The sequence below is a fragment of the Amycolatopsis mediterranei genome (assembly GCF_026017845.1).
In the GTDB taxonomy this organism is placed as follows: Bacteria; Actinomycetota; Actinomycetes; order Mycobacteriales; family Pseudonocardiaceae; genus Amycolatopsis; species Amycolatopsis mediterranei.
This window is the reverse complement of record NZ_CP100416.1, coordinates 2,037,088-2,058,314: the sequence shown is the minus strand read 5'-3', so window position 1 is coordinate 2,058,314 and position 21,227 is coordinate 2,037,088. Positions and strand designations below refer to the sequence as shown.

The window sequence follows — 21,227 nt, the reverse complement described above, 5'->3', positions numbered from 1 at the left end:
CTCCCGAAGACGGCTCGTGCCCCGGACGCTACTACCGAACCGGCCGCGCCACGACCGCAGCTACGCCGAAAACCCGCAAAGCGCAAGACAAAACTCGCGAGTAGGCAGATCGGGTGAACCCGCGTCATAGGGCCGCCGGGGTCCGCTCCCACCCTCGCACGGAGCACGACCACGACAAGGGAATCGGAGGGCGGCGACCATGAGTCGGGGCGAGTGGTCGATCGGCTGCCGGGATCTGGCCGGCAGGCGCAGGGATGTGACGGTGTTCGTCAGCAACGACAAGGTGGTGCTGGTCGCGCCGCCGGGCGAAGCGGCGGTGCTCGGGCCGCTCGACGTCGGACGGCTGCGGGCCGCCCTGCGGGACGCGGTCGTCGCGACGGCCGACGAAGAAGAAAGCTGATCGGGGGTTCCGAGGGGGCGCAGCCCCTTCGGCGGGGCCCGGGGTTCGACCCCGGACAACACTGACAACTATCGTTCCTACTTTCCAGTAGGTTAGAGTCGGGCCCGACGGAAGGGACCGGCCATGACGACCTACTTCGTGACAGGCGCAACCGGCTTCATCGGAAAACGCCTGGTCGCACGGCTGCTTCAGCGGCCCGAGACGTCCGCGGTGTACGCGCTGGTGCGGGAGACCTCCCGCGAGCGCCTGGCCGGCTTGGCGCGCGACTGGCCGGGCGCGGACAAGCTGCACCCGGTGCCCGGCGACCTCGCCGAACCCCGGCTCGGCGCCGACCCCGCCGATCTGCCCCACCTCGACCACGTCGTCCACCTCGGCGCGATCTACGACCTCACCGCCGGCGAGGACGCCAACCGGCGCGCCAACGTCGAGGGGACCCGCCACCTGCTCGCCTTCGCCGCCGCGGCGCGGGCCGGGCTGGTGCACCACGTGTCGTCGATCGCCGTCGCCGGCGACCACGCCGGGCGGTTCACCGAAGCCGACTTCGACCTCGGCCAGCGCTTCGGCTCGCCGTACCACGCGACGAAGTTCCAGGCCGAACAGCTCGTCCGCGAGCAGCCGCTGCCCTTCCGCGTCTACCGGCCCTCGGCCGTCGTCGGCGACTCGCGCACCGGCGAGATGGACAAGGTCGACGGGCCCTACTACTTTCTCCCGGCGATTTCGCGGCTGGCGGCGCTGCCCCGGCGGCTCCCGCTGGCCGCACCCGACCTGGGCGCGACGAACCTGGTGCCGGTCGACTACGTCGTCGAGGCGATGGAATACCTGATGCACCGGGACGCGCCCTCGGGGACGACCTACCACCTCGCCGCCGCGCGCCCCCAGTCGCTCAACTCCGTCTACAACGCCTTCGCCCGCGCCGCGGGCGGGCCGGTGATCCGGGCCGTGCTGCCCGCCGGGCCGTCGGGCGCGCTGCGGCGCGCGGGCGGCCGCCTGGCGCACGCGGCCGCGGCCGGGATCGACCGCGTGCCCGGCGGCCGGGGTGGCCGCGCGGCCGTCCTCGAGGAACTGGGCGTCCCCCTGGCCGTGCTGCCGCACCTGACCATGGACGTCGTCTTCGACACCGCCCGCACCACGACGGCGTTGTACGGCAGCGGCATCGAACTCCCCGAACTGCGGGACTACGCGGCGCCGCTCTACCGGTACTGGCGGGCCCACCTCGACCCCGACCGCGCGCGCCGCACCCACGGCCTGGCCGGGCGCACGGTGCTGATCACCGGCGCGTCGTCCGGGATCGGCCGGGCGTCCGCGCTCGCCGTGGCGCGCAAGGGCGCGAAGGTGATCCTCGTGGCCCGCCGCGCTTCCGAGCTCGAAGAGGTGCGGGCGGAGATCCTGGCGGCCGGCGGCACCGCCGCGGCGTACCCGTGCGACCTCACCGACGGCGACGCCGTCGACGCGCTGGTCAAGGACGTACTCGGTGACCACGGCGCAGTGGACGTGCTGGTGAACAACGCCGGCCGGTCGATCCGGCGCTCGGTCGCGCTGTCCACGCAGCGGTTCCACGACTTCGAGCGCACGATGGCGATCAACTACTTCGGGCCGGTCCGGCTGATCCTCGGCTTCCTGCCGTCGATGGCCGAGCGCCGGTTCGGCCACGTCGTCAACGTGACGACCCAGGGCCTGCAGACCGACACCCCGCGCTTTTCGGCCTACCTGGCATCGAAGGCGGCACTGGAGGAATTCGGGCTGACGGCCGGGCGCGAGACGCTCTCGGACGGCGTCACCTTCACGTCGGTGCGGATGCCGCTGGTGCGGACGCCGATGATCGCGCCGACCGGCTACCGCGGGATCCCGTCCAGCAGCCCGGAACGCGCCGCGGCGCTGGTGGTGAAGGCGTGCGAGGAGCGGCCGGAGATCCTCAGCCTCCCCGAAGGCCGCGCCGCCGAACTGGCGACGCTGGCCGCGCCGCGGCTCGCCCGGTTCGCCGCGCACCTGGCCTACCGGGCGGTGCCGGAGTCCGCGCCCGAGGCGCGCGGACTGCCCCGCCGGTCCGCCCCGGCGTCGGTCGCGGCGGCGGTGACCCGGCTCATCTGGCGCCATCGTGCTTGATTCCCGCGAATTCCGCCGAAACAGTGGCACGGGGGCGACGGTACTTCTACCCTCGCGCGAGTCCCGTGCACCCGTACGGGCTTCAACTGGGGAGTTCGGAATGCCGGAATTCAGCGTATTCAGCTCAGGGCAACGCAGCGCCGTGACCGACAAAACGGCCGTGATCGGCACCGCGCGGCGCACCCTCGGGTGACGTCCGGCGGACGCCACGCCGGTCTCCCGGGGTGGCGTCCGCACCGGTCCGCCGGGTGCGGCGCCCCGGCCGCTACCATCGCTTCCCGGGTGTGATCGGGAGCGGAAGGCGGGCGGGGCGTGGACGTGGCGAGTCCTGCGCAGGTCGCCGCGACGCCGGCGCCCGCCAGGCAGGCCCGGCCGCTGCTGCGCTGGAGCGTCCACGCCGGCTGGGTGCTGCTGCTCGCGCTGGCCACCGAACTGCGCGTCGGCCGGTTCGGCTTCCACCCCTCCGACCAGGGCTTCATCCTCGCCCAGGCGTGGCGCGTGCTGCACGGCGAAGTCCCGCACGCCGACATCATCTCGGCCCGCCCGCTGGGGTCCGCGGTGCTGCACGTCGCCGACTACGCGCTGCCGATGCCGCTGTTCTTCGGCTCCAGCTTCCTGTCCATGATCGAGATCACCGTGGCCACGATCGCGTTCGCCGCGCTGGTCACGCGGCGCCGGGTGCTCGAGTGGGGCCCGGGGATGACGGCGATGGTCGCGGCCGCGTCGCTGATCAACCTCAACGCGTTCCCGCTGATGGCCTGGCACACCGTGGACGGCATCGCGCTCACCGCGTGCGGTGCCTGGGCCCTGGACGCGGGGCTGGGCAGCGGCCGCGCGCTCGCCCGCCGCGGCGGGCTGGTGCTGCTCGGCTGCGCGGTGTTCGTCAAGCAGAGCTTCGCGCTGGCCGCCGTGATCGGCGTGCTGTGGCTGCTGCTGCACCCGGCCACCCGGGCGGGCGCGCTGCGCACGGCGAGCTGGTGGCGCCGGCTGGTCCTCGACCTCCTCGCGCTCGCCGCGCCCGGGCTGGCGTACGTGGCGTGGGTGAGCCTCGGCGGCGGCTTCACGGAGATGGTCGAGCAGCTCACCGGCGGCGTGCCCGCGTACGGCGAGCGGCTGCTCGGGCTGTGGCTCGACGACCCGGAGGTGCTGACCAGGGCACCCGTGCGGGAGCTGAGCTTCTTCGCCGCGATCGCCGTCGTGCTCCTGGCCGTCCGGCTGCCGGGTGACCGGCTGGGCGTGGCCGGGCGGATCGCGTCCTGGGTGCTGGTGTTCGCGGGTGCGGCGGCAGTGGTGTGGACCGTCGTCGACGGCCGGTTCACCGGCTCCTCGCGCTGGGCGGACGTCCTGTGGTGGATCGTCGCGGTCAGCGTGCCGGTGAACGCGGCCGTGCGGCGGAAGGTGCCCTGGGCCGGCCTGCTCGTGCTCGCCACCGGGTTCATGACCAGCCTGTCCTGGGGCAACGACACCCCGACGCTGCTCACCGGCACCCTGGCACTGACGGCGTTGCTGCTGCTGAGCCACCTGGTCCCGCCCCGCCCGCGGCCGGCCCGGCGCTGGGTGACGGCGACGGCCGGGTGTGTGGCGGTGGCGGTCTGCGGGTGGGTCGTCGTCGCCCGCCACGACCAGGCGGCGTACTTCGACCTCGGGCACGACCGGCTGACCGAGGACCTCGGGGCGGTCACCCCGGCGATGGCCGGCATCCGCACGAACCCCTCGACGTTCACCTTCGTCCGGCAGATCCGCGACTGCCTGGACCGCTTCCCGGCCGCGCGGACGGCGATCCTGCCGGACAGCCCGTTCGCCTACCCGGCGTTCGGCCTGCGCAACCCGTTCCCCCTCGAATGGCCGCTGCCGCTGGAGATCGTCGGCACCGCCCCCGAGCGCATGCTCGCGACGGCGGACGAGCTGAACCGCGAAGGCGGCTACCTGGTCCTGTTCGAGACGGATTCGATCCGGATGCTCGCGACGGGCGGCCCGGTGCCGGAGTCGATCCCGCCCGACACGCCGGTGTTCGACTACCTCGGCCTGGAGAAGGCGCTGCAGGCCCGGCTCACCGGCCGCGTCGTGACCTGCGGCAGCTTCGTGGGCAAGTACGCCACCTAGGACTCCCGCGCCGCTCCGGTGAACTCCCGGAACGCGTCGATCAGGATCCGCGGGACGTCGTCCTCCCCGACGCCGGCGAGGAGCTCGTCGAACCGCTTTCCTTCGGCGCCGACCTTGGCGCTGCGCGGGAACATCGCCTGCTCGTACTCCGTGAGGGCGGCTTCGGCGTCGCCGGGGTGTGCGGCGAGGGCGACGGCGAGCTCCGCGCCGTCGAGCATGGCCAGGTTGGCGCCTTCGCCGTTGGCCGGCATGAGGTGGGCCGCGTCGCCGATCAGCGTCACCCCCGGCACGCGCGCCCAGCGGTGCCCGATCGGCAGCGTGTACTGGGGCCGCAGGACGGGCTCGGTGTCGCCGTCGGTGATCAGCGCGGTGAGTTCGGGCGCCCAGCCGTCGAACTCCGCCGCGATTCGCGCGGCGGCCGCGGCGGGATCGGTGAAGTCGATGGCGGCGAACCACTCCGGCGGCCGGCTGAGCGAGACGTAGGTGTGCAGCGTGTCGCCGCTCTCGCGGTGGGCGTGGATGCCCTTGTCCACCGAGGGCACCATCAGCGAGCCGCCGCCGACCGGCAGGCGCTGTCAGTCCGCCAGCAGGTCGTCCGGGCTCCCGTTCGCCAGCTCCGCCAGGACGTCGAGTGCCGAAGCGAGCGTCGGCACCGGTGGGGCCGACACCGCGAGCCGGACCGCGTTCGGCGCGTGGCCCGGCAGGACCGCGAACGCCGCCGCCGGGGACAGGGCGATCCCCCGGCGGGCCGCCGCCGCGACGAACGTCTCCGCCCGCCAGCGGTCCGGCAGCTCCCACCAGCGGTGGTACGACGCCGGATCCCCGCGCAGGCCCGGCAGCTTCGCCGCCACCACGGCCGCGCGCACGGCCGCGTCACGGCGTTTCGCCGCCTCGACCTCGGCCAAGGTGCCGGTCACGATCCACTGCGTCGCCGCCTCGACGGCGAAGCGCGACGCGGCCCAGGCACCCGAGCGCACCGACGACGCCAGCCGGGCCGTCCAGGCCGGGGGCGGCGCCAGGAACCCCACGGTCAACCCCGGCGCGACCCGCTTGGACAGGCTGTCGACGAACACCGTGCGCTCCGGCGCGTACGCGGCGAAGGGGCGTACGTCGTTGCGCAGGAACGTGTAGATGCCGTCCTCGATCACCGGGAGGTCCAGGCGCGCCACGACCGCGGCGAGTTCGGCGCGGCGCTGCGGCGGCATCGTCGTGCCGAGCGGGTTGTGCAGTGTCGGCTGGACGTAGAGCGCGCGGACCGGGCCGGCCGCGGCGAGCGCCTCCGGCACCAGCCCCGACTCGTCGGTCTCGATCGGCACCAGCTCGACGCCGAGGCGCGCCGCGAGGCCCTTCACCACCGGGTACGTCAGCGACTCCACCGCGAGCCGCTCGCCGACCGGGACGAACGCGGCGATCGAAGCCGCGAGGGCCTGCCTGCCGGATCCGGTGAACAGCAGCGTCGCCGGGTCCGGGCGCCAGTCGCCGCGGGCGAGCAGGCCGGCCACCGCGTCCCGGGCCGGCGGCGTGCCCGCGGCGCCGATCGGGTGCAGGGCCGCGGTCAGGACGTCGGCGCGCAGCAACGGTTCGAGCGCGCGGGCCAGCCGCGCCGACTCCTCCGGCAGGACGGCGAAGTTGAGCTCGAGGTCCACGCGGGCGCCGCCGGGCTCGGCGAGCGCGGGTTCGGGCGGCGGTTTCGCCGCGCGGACGAACGTGCCGCGGCCGACCTCGCCGACGGCCAGGCCGCGCCGGACGAGCTCGCCGTAGACGCGCGCGGCGGTGGAGCCGGCGATGCCGCGCTGCCGGGCGAAGCGGCGCTGGGGCGGGAGCCGGTCGCCGGGGCGGAGGCGACCGGCCTCGATGTCGGCGGCGAGGGCGTCCGCGACGACGCGGTAGTCGTCCATGGTCACCTTCACTTCCGCCGGGAACGCTCGACGAGCATGATCCCACCCGGGCTAGATTGGCGGTGGAGGTGCCATGACCGACCAGATCTGGACCGAAGTCGACGACTACCTCGCCGGCGCCCTGCTCGCCCCCGACCCGGTGCTCGACACGGCATTGGCCGACGCCGACGCCGCCGGGCTGCCGCACATCGCCGTCGCGCCCAACCAGGGCAAACTGCTCAACCTGCTGGCCCGGCTCGCCGGCGCGCGCACGATACTGGAGATCGGCACGCTCGGCGGGTACAGCACCATCTGGCTCGCCCGCGCGCTGCCGGCCGGCGGCAAGCTCGTGACCTGCGAGTACGAGCCGAAACACGCCGAGGTCGCGAAGGCCAACCTGGCGCGGGCGGGCTTCGGCGAGGACGTCGTCGACATCCGCGTCGGCGCCGCGCTCGACACGCTGCCGACGCTGACCGGGCCGTTCGACTTCGTGTTCGTCGACGCCGACAAGGTCAACCTCGCCAACTACGTGCGCGCCTCGCTCGAGCTCGCCCGGCCGGGCACGGCGATCGTCGTCGACAACGTCGTCCGCCAAGGCCGGGTGGCCGACGCGGGCGACGACGACCCGAACGTCCGCGGCGCGCGCGAGCTGTTCGACCTGCTGGCCGCCGAGGACCGGATCGACGCGACCGCGATCCAGACCGTCGGCGGCAAGGGGTATGACGGGTTCGTGCTCGCCCTGGTCCGCTGACTCACCGCCCCGGCCGCGAGCCGCCCGGGGCGGGGCGGACCGGCAGGCCCTGGTGCGCGTTCGTCATGAACGCGCGCCAGATGTCGGCCGGGACGACGTCGCCGGTCAGCTTCCGGCCGCTCGCGTCCTTGAGCCGCCGCTCGTCGTCGGAGCCGACCCAGACCGCCGTCACCAGCTGCGGGGTGTAGCCGACGGCCCAGGCGTCCTGGTTGTCGGGGCTGTTGCCGTGCTCGGCTTCGCCGGTGCGCAGCGCGGCCGGGCGGCCGCCGGGCAGGACCGTGCCCAGCGTGCTGGTGACCTCCGCGGCGACGCGGCGGCTCCGGTCGTCGCCGCCGAACGCCGCGCGCGTGGTGTCCGGGCTTTCCCAGACGACCGTGCCGCTTTCGTCGCGCACCTTCGCGACCAGGTGCGGGGTGGCGCGCCGGCCTCCGGCGGCGAAGGTCCCGTAAGCGCCGGCGACGTCCAGCGGCCGCAGCGGGTACCGGCCGATGGCGATGCCCGCGCCGATCAGGAAGCCGTCCTTTTCGCGCAGGGTCGGGACGCCGTCGACGGCGTCCGGGATGCCGGCCTGCCGCGGCTTCGCTCAGCGCGTCCGGGCCGAGCTTCTTCGCCAGCGCGATGAACGGGCCGTCGGCGTGCGCCGCCATCGCCGAGCGCGGGGTGCACTTCGGGCCGCAGACGTCCGGGTACTGGAAGTTCTCGCCGAGGAACTCCTGCTTCGACGGCGACGGGATCGGCCGGTCCGGGTCGTAGCCGTGGCCCAGCGCCGCGGCGAGCGTGAACGGGTAGAACGCCGTGCCGAGCGCGTGCTGGCTGCCCGCGTAGTCGCGGACGCCCTGGTCACCGCCGTAGTAGGCGCGCACGGCCCCGCTTCCCGGGTCGATCGCGACGACGGCCCCGCGGAACTCTTTCGGCTCGCCCTCCAGCCGCTCCCGCAAGGCTTTCTTCGCGGCGTCCTGCCGGCTGCGGTCCAGCGTCGTCTCGACGGTCATGTTCCCGTGCTGGAGCCGGCCGAGCGGGAAGCCGTCCCGTTCCAGCTCGGCGAGGACCTGCTGCTTGATGTGGAACTCGTCGTAGGTGACGCGGCCGGCGCGGGTCTCCGACGGCGGCTGGATCTCGTCGCCGGGGTAGGCCATCGCTTCGTCGTCCTTGACGTACCCACGGCTCACGAGCTTGTCGCGCACGTACTGCCACCGCCGGGCGGCGTGGAGGTCGCCCGAGGCGGCGGGGTCGTGGACCGACGGCGACTGGATCATCCCGGCGAGGAAGGCGGCTTCGCTCCAGGTGATCGAGTCGTCGAGCTTCTTGCCGAAGTAGGCGTTCATCGCCGCCGCGGGGCCGAACGTGCCGCGGCCGAAGGAGATGATGTTGACGTAGCTTTCGAAGATCTGTTCCTTGCCCTGTTCCTGGGTGATCTTCGTGGCCAGCACGAGCTCGGCGAACTTGCGCCCGAGCGTCGCGTCGTCGTCGCCGGTGGACTTCTTGATGTACTGCTGGGTGATCCCGGACCCGCCGCCGACGCCGGTGAGGAACGCACGGCCGATGCCGGTCGGGTCGAAGCCCTGGTTGTCCCAGAAGGTCGGGTCCTCGGTGGCGATGATGGCGTCGCGCAGCTTCGCGGGCACCCGCGAGTAGGGGACGAAACTCCGGTCGCCGTCGGCCGGGATCACCTTGAACAGCTCGGACCCGTCCGCGTACTTCAGGACGACGGTCTTGCCGAGGCCGGCCAGCACGTCCTGGGGGCTGCGGACCTCGAGCACGAGGTAGGCGACCCAGAAGGCGATCAGCGGGCCGCCGACGAGGACGCCGAAGGTCCAGTAGGCGATCCGCCGGACGCGGCGCCACCTCGGGGTGCCGGGCTCGGCCTTTTCCGCGGGTTCCTTGGGTTGCTCGGTCGACAAGGTCACGAACGGATGACGACCGGACGGGTGAGAAGGTTCTGCGGAAGCCTGTTCGATTCCGATGAAGATTGAAACTGTCGAAAATCAGGACAGGAACGCGCGCAGCAGCGAAGCCGTGCCTTCGATGTGCTCCGCCATCGCCCGGCGCGCGGCGGGCGCGTCGCCGGCCAGGATCGCGTCCACGATCGCCTCGTGCTGGGCGTTCGAGTGCTCGAGGTTGGGCGGCAGCAGGGGGATCCGGTCGAGCAGCTGGTTGACGCGGGTGCGGGCGTCGGCCATCGCCGTGGTCAGCGAGCCGGACGCGGTCACCTCGGCGATGGCCAGGTGCAGCCGCGAGTCCTTGCGCCGGTAGTCGTCGAGGTCCGCGCCGGCGGCCTCGGCGAGGGTGCCGGTGAGGTGCTGCCGGTCGGCCGGGCTCAGCGACCGCGCGGCGGCCATCTCGGCGGCGCCGGTCTCGAGGACGTAGCGGAGGCTCAGCGCGTCTTCCAGCGAAGCGGTGTCGACCTTGCCGCCGGGCTCCGGCGGGGCGGGCAGGGTGTCGTGCACGAAGGTGCCGCCGTAGCGCCCCCGCCGTGACTCGACGTAACCGGCGTCGGAGAGCGCCCGGATGGCCTCGCGCAGCGTGACGCGGCTGACGCCGAGCCGTTCGGCGAGTTCGCGTTCGGACGGGAGCCGCTCCCCCGCGCCGACGACGCCCAGCCGGATCGCCTGCAGCAGCCGCTCGACGGTCTCCTCGAAAGCGTTGCCGGTGCGGACCGGCCGGAACAGCGCTTCGCCGGCATTCACCACCGAGGTCGACTCCATCCCGCGAGTCTAGGCGCCGCACGGAAGCGGCGGTCACCCTGCGTTCGCGGCGGTGTTCGCGACAGTGTTCGCGGTGGTGTTCGCCGCGCGGAAAACCGGTGGATCAGCACGGCCACGGTGAGCGACGATGGAGCGACCGACACCGAACATCGACGCAGGGGGCGATCCGGTGCACTTTCTGATGGCCGAGGACCTGGTCCACGAACGGGAGAACGAGTTGCGCCACGGCGTGCGCAACCGCCCACCCGGCCGCGCGACCCCGAGCCGGCGCACGGGGACGAGGAAACAGCAGTTCGGGTGGACGCTCGTGGAGGTGGGGCTGAAGCTGGCGGCGGAGCCGGAGAACCGGCCGGAGTGACCGTGCCATCCGGGGCTCCGCCACTCGGACTCCCCGAAAGACCGGCGCCCGCCGATCGCCACCGCTGCCGATCGGCGTGCTCCACCGGGCTCGTCAGCCGCGAGCTGTCAGCACTCGATGACGTTCACCGCCAGGCCGCCGCGGGCGGTTTCCTTGTACTCCACCTCGTGACCGGTGTCGCCGTGCGTGTCAGCTGATCACGGCGAGCGATCGAGCAGTATGGTCGTAGCGAGAGGAGGACGCATGGACGGTGACGTCAGGTTCGCCCGGCCGCTGATGAGCATGGCCGATGCCGCTCGACACCTGGGCATCCCGCAGCAGACTTTCCATCGCTGGGCGCGCGGATATCCCCGAGGCGGTCCACTCCTCCACATCTCCGAGCCGGAGAGCATCCGGCAGGCCAGCGTCCCTTTCATCGCTCTTGCCGAAGCGTGGGTCCTGGAAGGGCTCCGGCAGGCAGGCGTCCGTCCTCAACGAATCCGTCCCGCGCTGGCGCAACTGCAGCGGGAATTCGGTCGCGAGTACGTCCTCGTGTCGCCGGCCCTGGTGACCGACGGGATTTCGGTGCTGTGGGACTTCGCCAAGACCGAAGCCGGAGCCGGCCTCATCGAAGGACGTTCGGGTCAGACCGTGATCCGTGAGATCGTGCAGGACTACCTGACCTACGTGGGCTTCGGTTCCGACGACTACCCGAATCATCTGAAGCTCAAGACCTTCGAACCGTCGAAGGTCGCCATCGACCCCTACCGCTCGTCAGGGCAGCCGATCTTCGTGGGCTCCGGTGCACGCGTCTCCAACGTGGCAGCCATGCTGAAGGCGGGTGAAGAACCTGCCGTCGTCGCCGAAGAACACGGAATCGGCATCGAAGCCGTCCGCGCCGCCGCCCGCGTCCTCCTGGGCCGCGCCGCCTGAGTTCTACCTCGACGAGAACGCCGTCACCCGAACCGTACGGCGGTGTCTTGTTTCTCTCGGCTACGTCTGTCACACGCCACCGGAGGTTTTCGGTACCCGAGCCGAATCACTCGGCGCAGCGGATACCGAGTGGCTGCGCCGCATCGCCCGCACCGGCTGGGTGGTGCTGAACCGGGACGCCAAGATCATGGAGCGACCCGATGAATTGGCCGCTTACCGCTCCGCGAAGGTGCACATGTTCTACCTCCCTGGCGAAGCCACACGCGACCAGCTCCTGCACCTCGTCGAGTTCAACCTCGCGGAGATCATTACGCTTTCGGCCGATCGGACACCGGATGTCAGGAAAATCACCGGCCACGGAGTCGAGCGGTTCGTAGTGCGCAGGCGAAGACGTTGATCAGCACTCGATGACGTTCACCGCCAGGCCGCCGCGGGCGGTTTCCTTGTACTTCACGCTCATGTCCGCGCCCGTCTCGCGCATCGTCTTGATCGCCTTGTCCAGGGTCACCACGTGGCTTCCGTCGCCGCGCATGGCCATGCGAGCCGCGTGGATCGCCTTCGACGCTCCCACCGCGTTGCGCTCGATGCACGGAATCTGGACCAGGCCGCCCACCGGGTCGCACGTCAATCCCAGGTGGTGCTCCACGCCGATCTCGGCCGCGTTCTCCACCTGGGCCGGCGAACCGCCGAGGACCTCCGTCAGGCCCGCCGCCGCCATGGCCGAGGCCGAACCCACTTCACCCTGGCAGCCGACCTCGGCGCCGGAGATCGAGCCGGTCTGCTTGAGGATCGAGCCGATTGCGCCCGCGGTGAGCATGAACTTGACGATGCCGTCGTCCGACGAATGCCGGATGAAGCGCTGGTAGTAGTGCAGCACGGCCGGGATGATCCCGGCGGCGCCGTTGGTCGGCGCGGTGACCACGCGGCCGCCCGCGGCGTTCTCTTCGTTGACCGCGAGGGCGTACAGGCTGACCCAGTCCATCGCGTACAGCGGGTCGTCCAAGCCGTCCTCGGCCAGCAGCTTCTCGTGCAGCGCCTTCGCGCGCCGCGGCACCTTGAGGCCGCCGGGCAGGACGCCTTCGTGCGTGCAGCCGTTGCGGACGCACTCCGCCATGACCGCCCAGATGTCGAGCAGGCCGGAGCGCACTTCCGAAGCGCTGCGCCAGGACAGTTCGTTCGCCAGCATGATCTCGCTGATCGGCAGGCCGGTCGACGCGCAGTGGCCGAGGAGGTCCGCGCCGGTGCGGAACGGGTACGGCACCGGGGTCGAGTCCTCGACGAACACCGCGTCCGTCTCGTAGGACTCGTCGCGGACGAAGCCCCCGCCGACCGAGTAGTACGTCCGCTCGCGTAGCAGCGAGCCCGACGCGTCGAACGCGCGGAAGACCATGCCGTTCGGGTGCGCGGGCAACGACTTGCGCCGGTGCATCGTGAGGTCGGTGTCCTCGTCGAACGCGATCTCGTGCGTGCCGGCCAACCGCAGCCTGCCGGACTCGCGGATCTCCGCGACGCGCACCGGCACGGTATCGGTGTCGATCTCTTCGGGACGTTCACCCGAAAGCCCGAGCAGCACGGCCTTGTCGCTGCCGTGGCCGAACCCGGTCGCGCCGAGCGAGCCGAACAGCTCGGCCTGGACGCGGGACACCGAGGAGAGTTCCGCGCCGAGTCCGTCCACAAAGGTCAGTGCGGCCCGCATCGGCCCGACGGTGTGCGAGCTCGACGGGCCGATGCCGATGGAAAACAGGTCGAAGACGCTGATCGCCATTGATCCGCCCCTCCCTATCGCGCCAGCAAGGAGCTGGCTTCTTGCGCGGCCGGGCCCTGGTCGGCGAGGTGCTGCAGGTTCTCCGGCAGCTCCTCCCCACGGTAACCCTTGGTCTGCGCGTAGAGCCGTCCCGCGCGGTACGACGAACGCACCAGCGGCCCGGCCATCACCCCGGCGAAGCCCATCGCTTCGGCAGCCTTCGAGTGCTCGACGAACTCCTCCGGCTTCACCCACCGGTCCACCGGGTGGTGCCGGGCAGAAGGACGCAGGTACTGCGTGATCGTCAAGATCTCACACCCCGCATCCACCAGATCCCGCATCGCCGGAGCCACCTCATCGGGCGTCTCCCCCATCCCCAGGATCAGGTTGGACTTCGTCACCAAACCGGCCTCACGCGCCGCCGTGATGACCTCCAACGACCGCGCATAACGGAAACCAGGACGGATCCGCTTGAAAATCCGCGGCACCGTCTCCACGTTGTGGGCAAGGACCTCCGGCCGCGACCCGAACACCTCAGCCAACTGGGCAGGCTCAGCGTTGAAGTCCGGAATCAGCAACTCGACACCCGTACCCGGGTTCAGAGCGTGAATCTGGCGCACGGTCTCCGCATACAGCCACGCACCACCATCAGGCAGATCGTCCCGCGCGACACCGGTGACCGTCGAGTACCGCAAGCCCATCGCCTGCACCGACTCCGCGACCTTCCGCGGCTCAGTCCGATCCAGCTCAGCGGGCTTACCGGTGTCGATCTGGCAGAAATCACAACGACGGGTGCACTGGTCGCCGCCAATGAGGAACGTGGCCTCCCGGTCTTCCCAGCACTCGTAAATGTTGGGACAACCGGCCTCTTCACACACCGTGTGCAGACCCTCGCGACGCACGAGACCCTTGAGCTCGGTGAACTCCGGCCCCATCCGCACCCGCGTCTTGATCCACGACGGCTTCTTCTCGATCGGCGTCTCACTGTTGCGAACCTCGAGACGCAACAGCTTCCGGCCCTCGGGCGACGCGCTCATCGGGAAAGGTCCGCGTACAGCGGGTGCTTCTTCGCCAGCGTTTCGACGCGGTCGCGGAGCTTCGAACGCACGGCGTCGTCGAAGTCCGGTTTGAGCGCTTCCGCGATGACGTCGGCGACCTCGGCGAAGTCGTCGGCCCGGAAGCCGCGGGTGGCCAGCGCCGGCGTGCCGATCCGCAGCCCCGAGGTGATCATCGGCGGGCGCGGGTCGAACGGGACGGCGTTGCGGTTGACCGTGATGCCGACTTCGTGCAGCCGGTCCTCGGCCTGCTGGCCGTCCAGCGCGGACTGCACCAGGTCGACCAGCACCAGGTGGACGTCGGTGCCGCCGGTCAGCACGCGGACACCAGCCGAAGCGCAGTCGTCCTGCGACAGCCGCGCGGCCAGGATCCGCGAACCCTCCAGGGTGCGCTCCTGACGCTCGCGGAACTCGTCGCTCGCGGCGATCTTCAGCGCGACGGCCTTGGCCGCGATGACGTGCTCGAGCGGGCCGCCCTGCTGGCCGGGGAACACCGCCGAGTTGATCTTCTTCGCCAGCTCCTCGCGGCAGAGGATGAGCCCGCCGCGCGGGCCGCCGAGGGTCTTGTGCGTGGTCGTGGTGACGATGTCGGCGTGCGGCACCGGCGACGGGTGCAGCCCGGCCGCGACCAGCCCGGCGAAGTGCGCCATGTCCACCATCAGCCGCGCGTCCACGAGGTCGGCGATGCGGCGGAACTCGGCGAAGTCGAGCTGACGCGGGTAGGCCGACCAGCCGGCGATGATCAGCTTCGGCCGGTGCTCGACGGCCAGGCGCTCGATCTCGGCGAGGTCGACGATCCCGGTCTCTTTGTCGACGTGGTAGGCGACGACGTTGTACAGCTTGCCCGAGAAATTGATCTTCATCCCGTGCGTCAGGTGCCCGCCGTGGGCCAGGTCGAGGCCGAGGATCGTGTCGCCCGGCTTGAGCACGGCGAACATCGCGGCCGCGTTGGCCTGCGCGCCGGAGTGCGGCTGGACGTTGGCGTGCTCGGCGCCGAACAGAGCCTTCGCCCGGTCGATGGCGAGCTGCTCGACGACGTCGACGTGCTCGCAGCCGCCGTAGTAGCGGCGGCCCGGGTAGCCCTCGGCGTACTTGTTGGTCAGTACCGAGCCCTGCGCTTCGAGCACGCCCACCGGGGCGAAGTTCTCGGAGGCGATCATCTCCAGGGTGGACTGCTGGCGGTTCAGTTCGTCGGCGACGGCCGCGGCGACCTCGGGGTCGACTTCGGACAGGTGCTGGTCGAACGTCGTCATCAGTTCTCCTGGGTGAGCTGGGCGTACGCGGCGGCGTCGAGCAGGTCCGGCACGTCCCCGGTCAGACGCACCTTCAGCAGCCATCCTTCGGTGTAGGGGTCGGAGTTGATGACCTCGGGGGTGTCCGATGTGGTGCCGTTCACCTCGACGACCTCGCCGGAGACCGGCGCGTACAGCTCGCTGACCGACTTGGTCGACTCGACCTCGCCGAACACCTCGCCGGCGGTGATGGCCGAGCCCGCGTCGGGCAGCTGGACGAACACGATGTCACCGAGCGATTCGGCGGCGAAGGCGGTGATCCCGACGGTGGCCACGCCGTCCTCGACCTTCAGCCACTCGTGTTCCTTGGTGTACTGCAGGTTCTCGGGGATGCTCACAGGGAAAAGTCCTTACGCGCGGGAGTAGAAGGGCAGGGCGACGACCTCGACGGGCTCGATCCTGCCCCGGATGTCGACGGAGAGCTCGGTGCCGGGCTCGGCGTACGCCCGATCGACGTACGCCATGGCGATCGGGTAACCCAGCGTCGGCGACAGGGCGCCGCTGGTGACCTCGCCGATTTCGGTGTCGCCGGCCAGCACCGCGTAGCCGTGCCGCGGCGCACGACGACCGGCGCCCTTGAGCCCCACCCGCACGCGCGGAACGTCCTGCTTGGACCGCTCTTCCAGGGCCGCGCGGCCGACGAAGTCGCCCGGCTTCTCGAACTTGACCACGCGGCCGAGCCCGGCTTCGAACGGGCTCTGCCCGACGGTGAGTTCGTTGCCGTACAACGGCATCCCGGCTTCGAGGCGCAGCGTGTCGCGGCAGGCGAGGCCCGCCGGGACCAGGCCGTGCGGCTCGCCGGCCTCCAGGAGCAGCCGCCACAACGCGGGTGCCTCGTCGGCGTCGACGAACAGCTCGAAGCCGTCCTCGCCGGTGTAACCGGTGCGGGCGAGCAGGACGTCGTGGCCCTTCACCGACGCCGGGACGCTGGCGTAGTACTTCAGCGCGTCCAGGTCCGCGTCGGTGACGGCGCTCAGGATCTCGACGGCCTTCGGGCCCTGGACGGCGATCAGCGCGGTGGTCTCGGACCGGTCGTCGACGACGGCGTCGAAGCCCGCGACCCGCTCTTCCAGGGCGTCCGCGACGACCTGCGCGTTGCCCGCGTTCGCGACGACCAGGTAGTGCTCGTCGGCCAGGCGGTAGACGACCAGGTCGTCCAGCACACCCCCGGACTCGTTGCAGATCATCGTGTACCGCGCCCGGCCCGGCTTGACGCCGGTCAGGTTGCCGACCAGCGCGAAGTCCAGGACGTCCGCCGCCTGCTTGCCGGTGACGTGGATTTCGGCCATGTGCGACAGGTCGAACAGCCCGGCCGCCTCGCGGACGGCCTTGTGCTCGGCCAGCTCGCTGGCGTAGCGGACCGGCATCGACCAGCCGGCGAAGTCGGTGAACAGCGCACCGAGTCCCTTGTGGACTCCGTGCAAGGAAGTTTCGCGTGACACGGGTCAGCCTTCGTAAGCGTTGAGGGGCGGGCAGGAGCACACGAGGTTACGGTCACCGCGGGCGCCGTCGATGCGACGCACCGGGGGCCAGTACTTGTTCTTGCGCGAAACACCCGCCGGGTACACGGCCAGCTCGCGGCTGTACGGCTTGTCCCATTCCCCGACCAGCGTCTCCGCGGTGTGCGGGGCTCCGCGCAGCGGCGACTCCTCCGCGCTCCAGCGACCCTGCGCGACCTCGTCGATCTCGGCGCGGATGGCGATCATCGCGTCGCAGAACCGGTCGATCTCGCCCAGGTCCTCGGACTCGGTCGGCTCGACCATCAGCGTGCCCGCGACCGGGAACGACATCGTCGGCGCGTGGAAGCCGTAGTCGATGAGCCGCTTGGCGACGTCGTCGACCGTCACGCCGGTCTCCTTGGTGATCTGGCGCAGGTCGAGGATGCACTCGTGGGCGACCAGGCCGTCCTGGCCCGTGTAGAGCACCGGGTAGTGCGGCGCCAGGCGCGAAGCGACGTAGTTCGCGGCCAGCACGGCGACCTCGGTGGCCGCGGTCAGGCCGGGCGCGCCCATCATCCGGACGTAGGCCCAGGAAATCGGCAGGATCGACGCCGAGCCGTAGGGGGCGCCGCTGATCGGGCCGACCCCGGTTTCCGGGCCGGCGGCCGCCAGCAGCGGGTGGTTCGGCAGGTAGGGCGCGAGGTGCGCGCGCACCGCGACCGGGCCGACGCCGGGGCCACCGCCGCCGTGCGGGATGCAGAACGTCTTGTGCAGGTTCAGGTGCGAGACGTCGCCGCCGAACTCGCCCGGCTTGGCCAGCCCGAGCAGGGCGTTGAGGTTCGCGCCGTCGACGTACACCTGGCCGCCGCCGTCGTGGACGATCTTGGCCAGCTCGTCGATGTCGTGCTCGTACACGCCGTGCGTGGACGGGTACGTCACCATGATCGCGGCGAGCGTGTCCCGGTGGGCGTCCACCTTGGCCCGCAGGTCGGCGAGGTCGACGTTGCCCTCGTCGGTGCACTTGACGACGACCACGCGCATCCCGGCGAGCACCGCGGACGCGGCGTTGGTGCCGTGCGCCGACGACGGGATCAGGCAGACGTCACGGGCTTCGTCGCCGTTCGCGCGGTGGTAGGCGCGGATCGCGAGAAGGCCGGCCAGCTCGCCCTGGCTGCCCGCGTTCGGCTGCAGCGACACCTTGTCGTAGCCGGTGACCTCGGCCAGCCAGTCGGCCAGCTGCGCCACCAGCGTGTGGTACCCGGCAGCGTCCTCGGCCGGCGCGAACGGGTGGATGCCCGCGAACTCGCGCCAGCTGATCGGCTCCATCTCGGTGGTGGCGTTGAGCTTCATCGTGCAGGAGCCGAGCGGGATCATGCCGCGGTCGAGCGCGTAATCCTGGTCGGCCAGGCGACGCAGGTAGCGCAGCATCGCCGTCTCGGAGCGGTGGGTGCCGAAGACCTCGTGGCCCATGAAGCCGCTCTCGCGGGCCAGGCCGTTGGGCAGCGCAGTGTTTTCCGGCAGGGCGGGGCCGTCTTGGATGTCTTCGTCGACCCCGAACGCGCGCAGGACCTTCGCGGCGATGGCGGGGGTGCTGACCTCGTCGAAGGCGACCCGGACGTGGTCGGCGTCGACGTGCCCGAGGTTGATCCCGGCCTCGCGAGCCGCCGCGTGGATCTCGGCGGCCTGGCCGGGGACGTGCGCCACGACGGTGTCGAAGAACGACTCGTGCACGACCTCGACGCCGGTCCGGCGCAGGGCGCCGGCGAAGCCCGCGGCGAGGCCGTGGACGCGCTGGGCGATCTTCTTCAGGCCGTCCGGACCGTGGTAGACCGCGTACATCGCGGCCAGCACGGCGGGCAGGACCTGCGCGGTGCAGATGTTGGACGTCGCCTTCTCGCGACGGATGTGCTGCTCACGCGTCTGCAGCGCGAGCCGGTAGGCGGAGTTGCCGTCGGCGTCGACCGAGACGCCGACGAGACGCCCGGGCAGCGACCGCTCGAGGCCGGAGCGGACCGACATGTACCCGGCGTGCGGGCCGCCGTAGCCGAGCGGGACGCCGAAGCGCTGGGTCGACCCGGCGGCGACGTCCGCGCCGAACTCGCCGGGCGAGGTGATCAGGGTGAGCGCGAGGAGGTCGGCGGCGACGGTGAACAGCGCGCCCGCGGCCTTCGCCGACTCGGAAATCGCGTGGTAGAAGCCGCGGCCGCGCAGCACGCCGGACGCGCCCGGGTACTGGACGACGACCCCGAAGAACTCGTCCGGCAGGCCGGTGAGCAGGTCGCGGACCTCGACCTCGATGCCCAGGGCCTCGACGCGGGTGCGCACGACGGCGATGGTCTGCGGCAGGCACTCGGCGTCGAGGACGACCTTGTTCGACTTGGACTTCGACGCGCGGCGCATGAGCGTGACGGCTTCGGCGACGGCGGTCGACTCGTCCAGCAGCGAGGCGTTCGCGGTGGCCAGGCCGGTCAGGTCGGCGACCATGGTCTGGAAGTTGAGGAGGGCTTCGAGCCGGCCCTGGGAGATCTCCGGCTGGTAGGGCGTGTACGCGGTGTACCAGGCCGGGTTCTCCAGCACGTTGCGGCGGATCACGCCGGGCGTGACGGTGTCGGAGTAGCCGAGGCCGATCATCTGCGTCATCGGCCGGTTGCGCGCGGCGAGGGCGCGCAGCTCCGCGGTGGCTTCCTCTTCGGACGCGGCGGGCGGGAGCCGCAGGTCACGGGTGGCGCGGATGGCGCTGGGGACGGCCGCGCCGACCAGGGCGTCCAGGCTGCCGTAGCCGCACTCGGCCAGCATCTTCGCGCGTTCGGCCTCGGACGGGCCGATGTGGCGGGCGTCGAACTGCGTAGAAGTGATCGGGAGCTCCTCGGGCCGGGCACCGGACAGAACGGTGCGCTGGGAACTCCCCCTCTGTCATGGCACCTGAGAGTTTCACCGTGCCGCTGGGAGAAGACACAGCACGGCTTTCACCTTGGGTGAGGCGCGGGTGCGCCTGCTTTCCAGAGTGGCCTCGCGCGAAGCGGTAGCGGGTACCTGAGAGATTCCGGGGAGTTTGCTCCTTCGGTGCCCCACCGACTTCGTGAGGGCTCTCCCGCCTCGGCTCGACGGCCCGATCTGCAGTTGTGGCAGTCACGGTACCCGGCGCGTCCCGCGGCCGTCTACTTCACCCGGCCAACACCACATCAGTCTGCGATCCCGCTGCGACCGGCTGCTCGCCGCACCACCTTCCCGGCCAGCGCCGGTGGGCGCCGCACCCTCCCCGAGGGCAGGACCAGGCGTTTCAGCGGCCCGCCCAGGGGTACCGGGGGCAGGCCCGCGCCCAGCAGGACCTGCTCGACGAGCTGCTCGGCGTGCCACGCCACCGAGTCGTTGAGCCGGTCCAGCGAGGGACGGTCGCCGTCGAAGACGTCGGCGTCGGCCAGGGTCACCTCGAAGTACGCACAGCCCGGCGGGACCGCAATCGCCTCCTCGATCGCGCGGGCGCCTTCCAAGGGGTCCGCGAACCCCGCCTCGAGCAGCGGCTCGCGGTAGATGCGGGCGGCGCGGGCGCGCATGCGGGGGCCGTAGCGGACCACGACCGGGAGCCGTCCGGCCAGATCCGGCACGGCCAGGCCGTGCAGCAGCATGATCGGCGGTACCGAGTGCACCAGCCGGGGCGCGGGTTCGGCCAGCTCACGAGCGGTGATCCGGACCCGGTCGGCCATCTCGTCCGGCAGGCCGAAGTAGCGGAAGTCGACGTTGCCGAACCCGAGGCCGTCGGCGACCAGCGAGGCCAGCAGCTCGCCGTAGCCCCAGATCGGCGACAGCACGACCACCGGCGGCGCGGAGACGACCGGCGACGGCACGGGCGGCCGCGTCGCCTCCTGCTCGGGCACCTGGATGACCAGCCGGGGCGGCTCGTGCCAGTCGTGCACCTCGGCGACCCGCCAGTACAGCCCGAGCGGCCGCCACAGCTCGCCGAGGACGTCGTGCTCGAGGATGCGGCGCACCTCGGCGTCGTCGTAGGGCAGGTCCCGCGGCGCCACGATCCCGACGTAGTGATGGTAGGTGATGCGGATCTCGTCGCCGCGGGTGGCGGACCGGATCCGGATCTCCCAGTCGATCGGCGACGCGGCGATGGCGTTCGCCACCTGCGTGCCGGGCGAGGAGTAGACCAGCACGGTGGCCTGGCGGAGGAACTGCCCGGCCTGGTCGATGCCCTCCCGCAGCGCCTTCGCCGCCTGGGCGACGTGCACCGGCGACGCCAGCGCGTCGGGCAGCACCCCGGCGACGCGCAGCAGCTCGGCCTCGCCGAGGCCGGTCACCTCGGCGAGCTGGGCCCAGTGGTCGAACACCGTCACCTTCGGCGCGTGCCGGTGCTCGATCCAGCTGCGCAGCGTCGACGTCGGGACGCCGATGCGCCGCGCGGCCTCGTCCAGGGAGAGACCGTGGGAGCGGATGCCGGCCCGGACCGCTTCCGCCCACTCGTCGGCGCGCCAGTGCGTCACC

At 71.7% G+C, this 21,227-nt stretch carries 18 protein-coding genes, 1 pseudogene and 1 riboswitch; of the genes and pseudogenes, 7 read left to right on the top strand and 12 right to left on the bottom strand.

From position 1 onward, the window contains the following. Positions 1 to 199: 199 nt before the first annotated feature. The 3 genes from ISP_RS09790 (at position 200) to ISP_RS09780 (ending at position 4,606) form a co-directional block, all read left to right on the top strand. The gene (locus tag ISP_RS09790) at positions 200 to 400 is read left to right on the top strand and encodes a hypothetical protein (protein ID WP_013223722.1); all 201 of its coding nucleotides are present in this window, start codon (positions 200 to 202) and stop codon (positions 398 to 400) included. 123 nt (positions 401 to 523) lie between these two features. Beyond that, complete coding sequence (locus tag ISP_RS09785) at positions 524 to 2,503, top strand: SDR family oxidoreductase (protein WP_013223721.1); 1,980 nt, start codon at positions 524 to 526, stop codon at positions 2,501 to 2,503. Between the two features lie 312 nt (positions 2,504 to 2,815). After that, a complete protein-coding gene (locus ISP_RS09780; protein WP_013223720.1) occupies positions 2,816 to 4,606 on the top strand; it encodes a hypothetical protein in 1,791 nt (596 codons plus the stop codon). Here ISP_RS09780 and ISP_RS09775 read toward each other — a convergent pair. Further along, the gene (locus ISP_RS09775) at positions 4,603 to 5,139 is read right to left on the bottom strand and encodes an FAD-dependent oxidoreductase (protein WP_378251320.1); all 537 of its coding nucleotides are present in this window, start codon (positions 5,137 to 5,139) and stop codon (positions 4,603 to 4,605) included. The genes ISP_RS09780 and ISP_RS09775 overlap by 4 nt on opposite strands. A 42-nt stretch (positions 5,140 to 5,181) precedes the next feature. Then, positions 5,182 to 6,504 (bottom strand): aminotransferase-like domain-containing protein, encoded by a 1,323-nt coding sequence (locus tag ISP_RS09770; protein ID WP_014466721.1) that lies wholly within the window; start codon positions 6,502 to 6,504, stop codon positions 5,182 to 5,184. Positions 6,505 to 6,577: 73 nt separating this feature from the next. Here ISP_RS09770 and ISP_RS09765 point away from each other — a divergent pair, with 73 nt between their 5' ends. After that, positions 6,578 to 7,234 (top strand): O-methyltransferase, encoded by a 657-nt coding sequence (locus tag ISP_RS09765; protein WP_013223717.1) that lies wholly within the window; start codon positions 6,578 to 6,580, stop codon positions 7,232 to 7,234. 1 nt (position 7,235) lies between these two features. On the opposite strand, the gene ISP_RS09760 is transcribed toward ISP_RS09765, so the two are convergent. The 3 genes and pseudogenes from ISP_RS09760 to ISP_RS09750 form a co-directional block, all read right to left on the bottom strand. Further along, positions 7,236 to 7,730, bottom strand: coding sequence for a penicillin-binding transpeptidase domain-containing protein (locus ISP_RS09760; protein ID WP_326938648.1), 495 nt, complete (start codon positions 7,728 to 7,730; stop codon positions 7,236 to 7,238). 733 nt (positions 7,731 to 8,463) lie between these two features. Beyond that, positions 8,464 to 8,859, bottom strand: a pseudogene (locus tag ISP_RS09755) (transglycosylase domain-containing protein); the annotation flags it as partial. A 360-nt stretch (positions 8,860 to 9,219) separates the two neighbouring features. After that, a complete protein-coding gene (locus tag ISP_RS09750) occupies positions 9,220 to 9,939 on the bottom strand; it encodes a FadR/GntR family transcriptional regulator (RefSeq protein ID WP_014466719.1) in 720 nt (239 codons plus the stop codon). A 127-nt stretch (positions 9,940 to 10,066) separates the two neighbouring features. Between ISP_RS09750 and ISP_RS09745 the strand changes: the two genes are divergently transcribed. The 3 genes from ISP_RS09745 to ISP_RS09735 all read left to right on the top strand — a co-directional run bounded on the left by ISP_RS09745 (position 10,067) and on the right by ISP_RS09735 (position 11,606). Next, positions 10,067 to 10,297, top strand: a complete 231-nt coding sequence (locus ISP_RS09745; RefSeq protein WP_013223714.1) for a hypothetical protein — start codon at positions 10,067 to 10,069, stop codon at positions 10,295 to 10,297. Between the two features lie 243 nt (positions 10,298 to 10,540). After that, positions 10,541 to 11,209 carry a DUF433 domain-containing protein gene (locus tag ISP_RS09740; protein WP_013223713.1) on the top strand — a complete coding sequence of 223 codons (669 nt, stop codon included), beginning with the start codon at positions 10,541 to 10,543 and terminating at the stop codon, positions 11,207 to 11,209. Next, the gene (locus tag ISP_RS09735) at positions 11,118 to 11,606 is read left to right on the top strand and encodes a PIN-like domain-containing protein (protein WP_158314390.1); all 489 of its coding nucleotides are present in this window, start codon (positions 11,118 to 11,120) and stop codon (positions 11,604 to 11,606) included. The genes ISP_RS09740 and ISP_RS09735 overlap by 92 nt, the downstream gene beginning before the upstream one ends. Here ISP_RS09735 and ISP_RS09730 read toward each other — a convergent pair whose 3' ends face one another. The 7 genes from ISP_RS09730 to ISP_RS09700 form a co-directional block, all read right to left on the bottom strand. Further along, positions 11,607 to 12,974, bottom strand: a complete 1,368-nt coding sequence (locus ISP_RS09730; protein WP_013223712.1) for an L-serine ammonia-lyase — start codon at positions 12,972 to 12,974, stop codon at positions 11,607 to 11,609. A 14-nt stretch (positions 12,975 to 12,988) separates the two neighbouring features. Then, positions 12,989 to 13,990, bottom strand: a complete 1,002-nt coding sequence (lipA, locus tag ISP_RS09725) for a lipoyl synthase (RefSeq protein WP_013223711.1) — start codon at positions 13,988 to 13,990, stop codon at positions 12,989 to 12,991. Next, positions 13,987 to 15,261, bottom strand: coding sequence for a serine hydroxymethyltransferase (locus ISP_RS09720; RefSeq protein ID WP_013223710.1), 1,275 nt, complete (start codon positions 15,259 to 15,261; stop codon positions 13,987 to 13,989). Before ISP_RS09720 ends, lipA begins: the two co-directional genes overlap by 4 nt. Then, positions 15,261 to 15,638 carry a glycine cleavage system protein GcvH gene (gene gcvH, locus ISP_RS09715; RefSeq protein WP_013223709.1) on the bottom strand — a complete coding sequence of 126 codons (378 nt, stop codon included), beginning with the start codon at positions 15,636 to 15,638 and terminating at the stop codon, positions 15,261 to 15,263. The genes ISP_RS09720 and gcvH overlap by 1 nt, the downstream gene beginning before the upstream one ends. 12 nt (positions 15,639 to 15,650) lie before the next feature. Further along, a complete protein-coding gene (gene gcvT / locus ISP_RS09710) occupies positions 15,651 to 16,742 on the bottom strand; it encodes a glycine cleavage system aminomethyltransferase GcvT (RefSeq protein ID WP_013223708.1) in 1,092 nt (363 codons plus the stop codon). Between the two features lie 3 nt (positions 16,743 to 16,745). After that, positions 16,746 to 19,595 (bottom strand): aminomethyl-transferring glycine dehydrogenase, encoded by a 2,850-nt coding sequence (gcvP, locus tag ISP_RS09705; protein ID WP_034284375.1) that lies wholly within the window; start codon positions 19,593 to 19,595, stop codon positions 16,746 to 16,748. Positions 19,596 to 19,749: 154 nt separating this feature from the next. Further along, positions 19,750 to 19,843: riboswitch (glycine riboswitch) on the bottom strand. 78 nt (positions 19,844 to 19,921) lie between these two features. After that, positions 19,922 to 21,226: a helix-turn-helix domain-containing protein gene (locus tag ISP_RS09700; protein WP_013223706.1), complete on the bottom strand. Its 1,305-nt coding sequence runs from the start codon at positions 21,224 to 21,226 to the stop codon at positions 19,922 to 19,924. Position 21,227 lies beyond the last annotated feature (1 nt).

Coding starts and splice junctions, on each gene's coding strand:
- ISP_RS09790 (WP_013223722.1), top strand. CDS start 200: ATGAGTCGGGGCGAGTGGTCGATCGGCTGCCGGGATCTGGCCGGCAGG.
- ISP_RS09785 (WP_013223721.1), top strand. CDS start 524: ATGACGACCTACTTCGTGACAGGCGCAACCGGCTTCATCGGAAAACGC.
- ISP_RS09770 (WP_014466721.1), bottom strand. CDS start 6,504: ATGGACGACTACCGCGTCGTCGCGGACGCCCTCGCCGCCGACATCGAG.
- ISP_RS09765 (WP_013223717.1), top strand. CDS start 6,578: ATGACCGACCAGATCTGGACCGAAGTCGACGACTACCTCGCCGGCGCC.
- ISP_RS09750 (WP_014466719.1), bottom strand. CDS start 9,939: ATGGAGTCGACCTCGGTGGTGAATGCCGGCGAAGCGCTGTTCCGGCCG.
- ISP_RS09745 (WP_013223714.1), top strand. CDS start 10,067: ATGGAGCGACCGACACCGAACATCGACGCAGGGGGCGATCCGGTGCAC.
- ISP_RS09740 (WP_013223713.1), top strand. CDS start 10,541: ATGGACGGTGACGTCAGGTTCGCCCGGCCGCTGATGAGCATGGCCGAT.
- ISP_RS09730 (WP_013223712.1), bottom strand. CDS start 12,974: ATGGCGATCAGCGTCTTCGACCTGTTTTCCATCGGCATCGGCCCGTCG.
- lipA (WP_013223711.1), bottom strand. CDS start 13,990: ATGAGCGCGTCGCCCGAGGGCCGGAAGCTGTTGCGTCTCGAGGTTCGC.
- ISP_RS09720 (WP_013223710.1), bottom strand. CDS start 15,261: ATGACGACGTTCGACCAGCACCTGTCCGAAGTCGACCCCGAGGTCGCC.